The sequence below is a fragment of the Devosia sp. genome, from assembly GCF_034675085.1.
Taxonomy (GTDB): domain Bacteria; phylum Pseudomonadota; class Alphaproteobacteria; order Rhizobiales; family Devosiaceae; genus Devosia.
Genome location: NZ_JAUCDN010000232.1, coordinates 1 through 5260, shown reverse-complemented (window position 1 = coordinate 5260; position 5260 = coordinate 1). Strand labels below are relative to the sequence as shown.

The following is a 5260-nucleotide window of genomic DNA, read 5'->3' as shown; positions in this document are numbered from 1 at the left end:
CCGCGCGCAATGGCCAGCGCGATCATTTCGCCCACGCCCTTTTCGTCAATGGTGACAAAGGGATCGCGTTCATAGATGCCCTTGCGCTGATAGGAGGCCAGGAACGTCGGCGCATCGTCGCGGGAGATGCCGAACGTGGTCTGGGTCAGGTCATTGGTGCCGAAGGAGATGAAATCCACCATCTGGGCGATGTCGCCGGCCCGAAGGCAGGCGCGCGGCAACTCGATCATGGTGCCGAAGGAAAATTTCACCCGGTCGTTGCGCAGCAGGCCAGAATTGGCGGCGATGGCGTTGACGCGCTCGCGCACCCAGGCCACTTCGCTGGCTGTGGAGACGAATGGCACCATGATTTCCACCGCCACCGGCTCGCTCTGCCGCTCGGAAGCGGCGCGCACGCCGGCCATGAGCGCCTGCACCTGCATGTGCAAAAGCTCGGGATTGGTGATGGCCAGCCGCACACCGCGATGGCCGAGCATGGGGTTGATCTCGGCGATGCGGTCCAGATGCAGGCGCAGCGCCCGCACCGCCAGCCCGAGCGAGGCGGCGGTTTCCTCGATTTCCTCTTCGCTGCGCGGCAGGAATTCGTGCAGGGGCGGGTCGAACAGGCGCACCGTCACCGGCAGGCCGTTCATAGCCGAAAACAGCGCTGAATAGTCCCCGGTCTGGAAGTCGACGAGCCCGTTGATGGCGCGGCTGCGGTCTTCCTCGTCCTCGCTGAGGATGACGCGGCGCAGCGCCACCATGCGCTCGGGCGAAAAGAACATATGCTCGGAACGCGCCAGCCCGACGCCCTCGGCCCCGAAGCTGAGCGCCGTATTGACCGATTCTACCGTCTCGGCATTGGTGCGCACCGCAATTGTGCGGCTGGCGTCCGACCAGCCCAGAAGCGCGCCGATAGCCCCCCCGATATGGGGCTGGGCCAGCGGCAGGATGCCGGCATAGACATGGCCCTCGCTGCCATCGATGGTCAGCCGGTCGCCGGTGCGGAATTCGCGCTCGCCGATGCGGCACACCATGTCGCCGGCATTGACGGAAAGCGTACGAACCCCGGCGACGCAGGGCTTTCCGGTGATGCGGGCGATGACGCCGGCATGGCTGGTCATGCCGCCTCGCGCGGTGAGGATGCCGGTGGCCGCCTTCATGCCCTCGATATCGCCCGGCCCGGTTTCGCTGACCACCAAAATGCAATGCTTGCCCCGCGCCCTCAGGCGCGCCGCGTCCTCGGCGTTGAAAACGATGACGCCGCTGGCAGCCCCGGGCGAGACGCCGAGCCCGCTGGCGATGGGCGCCGCGCCTTCGGTGGATTTGAGCCGGGGATGGAGCATCTGCACCAGCCGCGCCGGCTCCACGCGCATCACGGCATTCTGGGCCGTCCAGGTCTTGCGATTGACCCGATCCACCGCCGCTTCCAGCTCGGCCGCCGCGGTCACCTGCACCGGGCGGGCGGAAAGGAACTGCACCGCGCCCTTGTCGATGGCGATGAGGCAATTCATGTGCCGCCCGGCCTTGGCGTCGAGCAATTCGACCAGCGCGGTGATGGATTGGGACAGGCGCGGCAGCGGCGCGCCATTGGCCGGCGCCGGCCCCAGTGCGCCGGTGCTGGCATTGCGGGTGAGGAATTGCTCGATCTCGCCCTCGGCCACCGCCTGCACCAGGACGATTTGCCGCGCCCGGTCGTCCTCGCCCCGGCCCGACCAGCGCGGACCGAAGCCGTAGCTGTCGAAGGCGGCCTTGATGGCCTTGGCCAAGGGCCGTGCCGGATCGACCGCATCCTCGGGATTGGCGGGAGCGGGAATGCCGACGCGGGCCGTCATCAGCCCGCCATTATGGGCCGCCGCCGAGGTGCGCACCACCAGCGCGGGGGGCCTGGAATCTTTGCCCACCAGCTTGAACAGGCAGGCCACCCAATGGGTGCGCAGCCGGGTTTCCCGCCGTGCGCGCTCGGCCTGCAACCCGTCCCAGACGGCACGGGTCAGCGCGATGGTGGGCACGGTGGGAAACCCGGCCTCGCCGACGCGGAAAATCCAGCGCGCCTTGCCGCTGAGGAGCTTGAGCTGGCCCGCGGACAGGTTCGCCTTCCCCTGTGCGGGGGCAATTGCGAACATTTCCTGTGCCAAACTCACCCTGGGCTCCTTGCCGTGATTGCGCGCGCATAATGCCCGTGCGCCTCGCGCACCGCAACAACACTTGACTTGCCGCGCTTCGGAAAGCATCTGATCTGATATGGAAAAGCGGCCACATCTAGACATTCTCCTCTGCGCTCCCCGCGGCTTTTGCGCCGGAGTGGACAGGGCTATCCAGATCGTGGAGTTGGCGCTCGAGAAATACGGCGCGCCGGTCTATGTGCGCCACGCCATCGTCCACAACAAATATGTGGTGGAAGGCCTGCGCGAAAAGGGCGCCGTGTTCGTCGAGGAGTTGAGCGAAATTCCCGAAACCGAGGCGCCGGTGGTGTTCTCGGCCCATGGCGTGCCCAAATCGGTGCCGGCCGAGGCAAAGAGCCGCAACATGTTCTTCCTCGATGCCACCTGTCCGCTGGTCAGCAAGGTGCATGTGGAAGCCCAGCGCCATTTCGCCGAAGGCCACGAGATCGTGCTGATCGGCCATGCCGGGCACCCCGAAGTGGTGGGCACCATGGGCCAATTGCCGCCGGGAGCCGTGACCCTGGTCGAGACGGTGGCCGACGCCAATGTCTTCGAACCGCGCGATCCCGAGACGCTGGCCTTCGTCACCCAGACAACGCTGTCGGTTGACGATACGCGCGACATCGTCAACGCGTTGCGCGCCCGCTTCCCCGCCATCAACGGCCCGCATAAGGAAGACATCTGCTACGCCACCACCAATCGTCAGGAGGCCATCAAGGCCGTGGCGCCGCTGGTGGAGGCGATGATCGTGGTGGGCTCGCCCCATTCCTCCAATTCGCAGCGCCTGGTGGAAGTGGCCCTGCGCGCCGGGTGCAAGACGGCGACGCTGGTGGACCGGGCCAGCGAGATCGACTGGTCGGTCTATGGCGATATCAAGTCGCTTGGCGTCAGCGCCGGCGCCTCCGCCCCGGAAAGCCTGGTGGAAGAGGTCATCGACGCCTTTGCCGAGCGCTATGCGGTCAAGGTGGAAACCAAGACCACCGCCGAGGAACATATCGCCTTCAACATCCCCAAAGTGCTGCGCACCCTCGAAACCGCTTCGGGCCGATGATCGCGCCGAAAAGCACTTATCCCCGCCCCCGCCATCGGCCCTATGCTTGTGGCGTTGTTACGGAACCGGAAAATACCCGATGAGCGACACCGTCATCATTCATACGGACGGCGCCTGTTCGGGCAATCCGGGGCCAGGCGGCTGGGGAGCGATCCTGCAATTCGGCGCGCACCGCAAGGAACTCAAGGGCGGGGAGGCGCAGACCACAAATAACCGGATGGAACTGACAGCGGCCATCGAAGCGCTCAACGCGCTCAAGCGCCCCTGCGCGGTGGAGATCCATACCGACAGCCAATATGTAAAGAACGGCGTGCAGAGCTGGATTCACGGCTGGAAGCGCAATGGCTGGAAAACTGCCGACAAGAAGCCTGTCAAGAATGCCGAACTCTGGCAGGCGCTGGACGAAGCGACCAAGCGCCACCAGATTTCCTGGCATTGGGTGAAGGGCCACAATGGCCATGAGCTCAATGAGCGCGCCGACGAACTGGCCCGCGAGGGCATGGCTCCGTTCAAGCCCGGCAAGGCGGAAGGCGCTGCACCACCGTTTTGAGAGTAGTATTTTCCCGTAGGCCTCCTCATCCACGGTGTCATTCCGGCCCTGAGCCGGAATCCATCTCCGCATGTTTCCACACGCATCGATGGCGGCCGATGGCCTTCAGCATGGAAGCCGGCTCAAGGCCGGCATGACACGGTGCAAGGGATGGTCTAGTTCAACGATGAAACATCCTAACCCCGCCTGGGCAGCCATCGCTTGATCCCTCGCCAGGCGGGCGCGATGACATGGCTGGCCACCGGAATCATCACCAGGCCGAAAGCCAGCCCGAAAATGCCGTCGATAAAGGCGGTCATGGCCCAGCCGGCAAAGCCGGCGATGGCAGGAACGGCATGGGCGGCCCATTCGGCGGCGGCCTCGATGAAATGCTCGGGCGCGGCAAGGCCGAAGGCGGCCAGCCCATGCAGCAAGATGCCGCCGCCCACCCAGATCATGGCGGCGGTGCCGACCACCCCGAGCGCCTGCATGAAGCCGGGCATGGCGCGGACCAGAAACCGCCCCAGTCGCTTGGTGAGGCGCAACCGCCCGCGCCGATAGAGCAGCACGCCGAAATCGTCTGCCTTCACCAGAAGCGCCACCGCGCCATAAACCAGCGCCGTGATGCCCACGCCCACCAGCGCCAGGATGGTGGCGCGGGTCCAGAAATTGTCGACCTCGATGGCGGCCAGGGCGATGGTCATGATTTCGGCCGAGAGGATAAAATCTGTCTTGATGGCTCCCGCCACCCGAGTGTCCTCAAGGTTTTGAGGACTGAGCGCCGCCGGCTCCAACGCCGCCTCATGCCCCTGGGCGGCGTGGGGGCGCAGCGCGTGGAACACCTTTTCGGCGCCCTCGTAACAGAGATAGGCGCCGCCCAGCATGAGGATGGGCGTGATGATCCAGGGCGCAACGAGGCTGAGAATCAGCGCCGCCGGCAGAAGGAAGATCAGCTTGTTGCGCACCGAGCCCCAGGCGATCCGCCCGACGATGGGCAATTCGCGGGCGGCGGAGAAGCCATCGACATAGCGCGGGGTGACGGCGGCATCGTCCACCACGGCGCCCGCCGCCTTGAGACCGGCCTTGGTGGCCTGGCCGGCAATATCGTCCAGTGAGGCAGCAGCCACCTTGGCGAGGCCGGCCACATCATCCAGCAAAGCGAGAAGGCCGACGCTCATTTCCCGGCCTCCCTTATTACCCGGCGATCTTGGAGAAATCGGCCACCAGATGCATGGTGTCGCGCAGCCGGGCCAGCAGGTTGAGCCGGTTGGCGCGCACCGCCGGGTCGGCATCATTGACCAGCACGTGCGTGAAGAAGGCGTCCACGGGCGCGCGCAGCGTCGCCAGCTCGGCCATGGCGCCCTTATAGTCGTCCCGGTCCACCTGCGCGGCAACGGCGGCGTGCACATTGTCGATGGCGTCGGCGAGAGCCGTTTCCTCGGGCAGGCGCAGCGCCGCCCGGTCGACGGCGCCGGCATAGGCCTTGCCGTCCTTCTTTTCCTCGGCGGCCAGGATATTGGCTCCGCGCCGATAGCC

Annotated in this window: 5 protein-coding genes; 2 read left to right on the top strand and 3 right to left on the bottom strand. The window is 65.9% G+C overall.

The genetic code is table 11. The annotated features are described in order from the left end of the window. Nucleotides 1–2123 (bottom strand): putative PEP-binding protein (locus tag VDP82_RS13450; protein WP_323015360.1); only part of this gene is annotated, 2123 nt, incomplete at its 3' end. 100 nt (nucleotides 2124–2223) lie between these two features. On the opposite strand from VDP82_RS13450, the gene ispH reads away from it, so the two are divergent. Further along, on the top strand, nucleotides 2224–3195 hold the full coding sequence (gene ispH, locus VDP82_RS13445; RefSeq protein WP_323015359.1) for a 4-hydroxy-3-methylbut-2-enyl diphosphate reductase: 972 nt from the start codon (nucleotides 2224–2226) through the stop codon (nucleotides 3193–3195). Nucleotides 3196–3274: 79 nt separating this feature from the next. Beyond that, nucleotides 3275–3745, top strand: a complete 471-nt coding sequence (rnhA, locus tag VDP82_RS13440) for a ribonuclease HI (RefSeq protein WP_323015358.1) — start codon at nucleotides 3275–3277, stop codon at nucleotides 3743–3745. Between the two features lie 176 nt (nucleotides 3746–3921). Here the strand turns inward: rnhA and VDP82_RS13435 are convergent, their stop codons facing one another. Both VDP82_RS13435 and VDP82_RS13430 read right to left on the bottom strand, forming a co-directional pair. Beyond that, entirely contained in the window at nucleotides 3922–4902 is a 981-nt protein-coding gene (locus tag VDP82_RS13435) for a DUF808 domain-containing protein (RefSeq protein ID WP_323015357.1), read from the bottom strand. Between the two features lie 16 nt (nucleotides 4903–4918). Beyond that, nucleotides 4919–5260: DALR anticodon-binding domain-containing protein (locus VDP82_RS13430; protein WP_323015356.1), on the bottom strand; the 342-nt coding region annotated here is incomplete at its 5' end.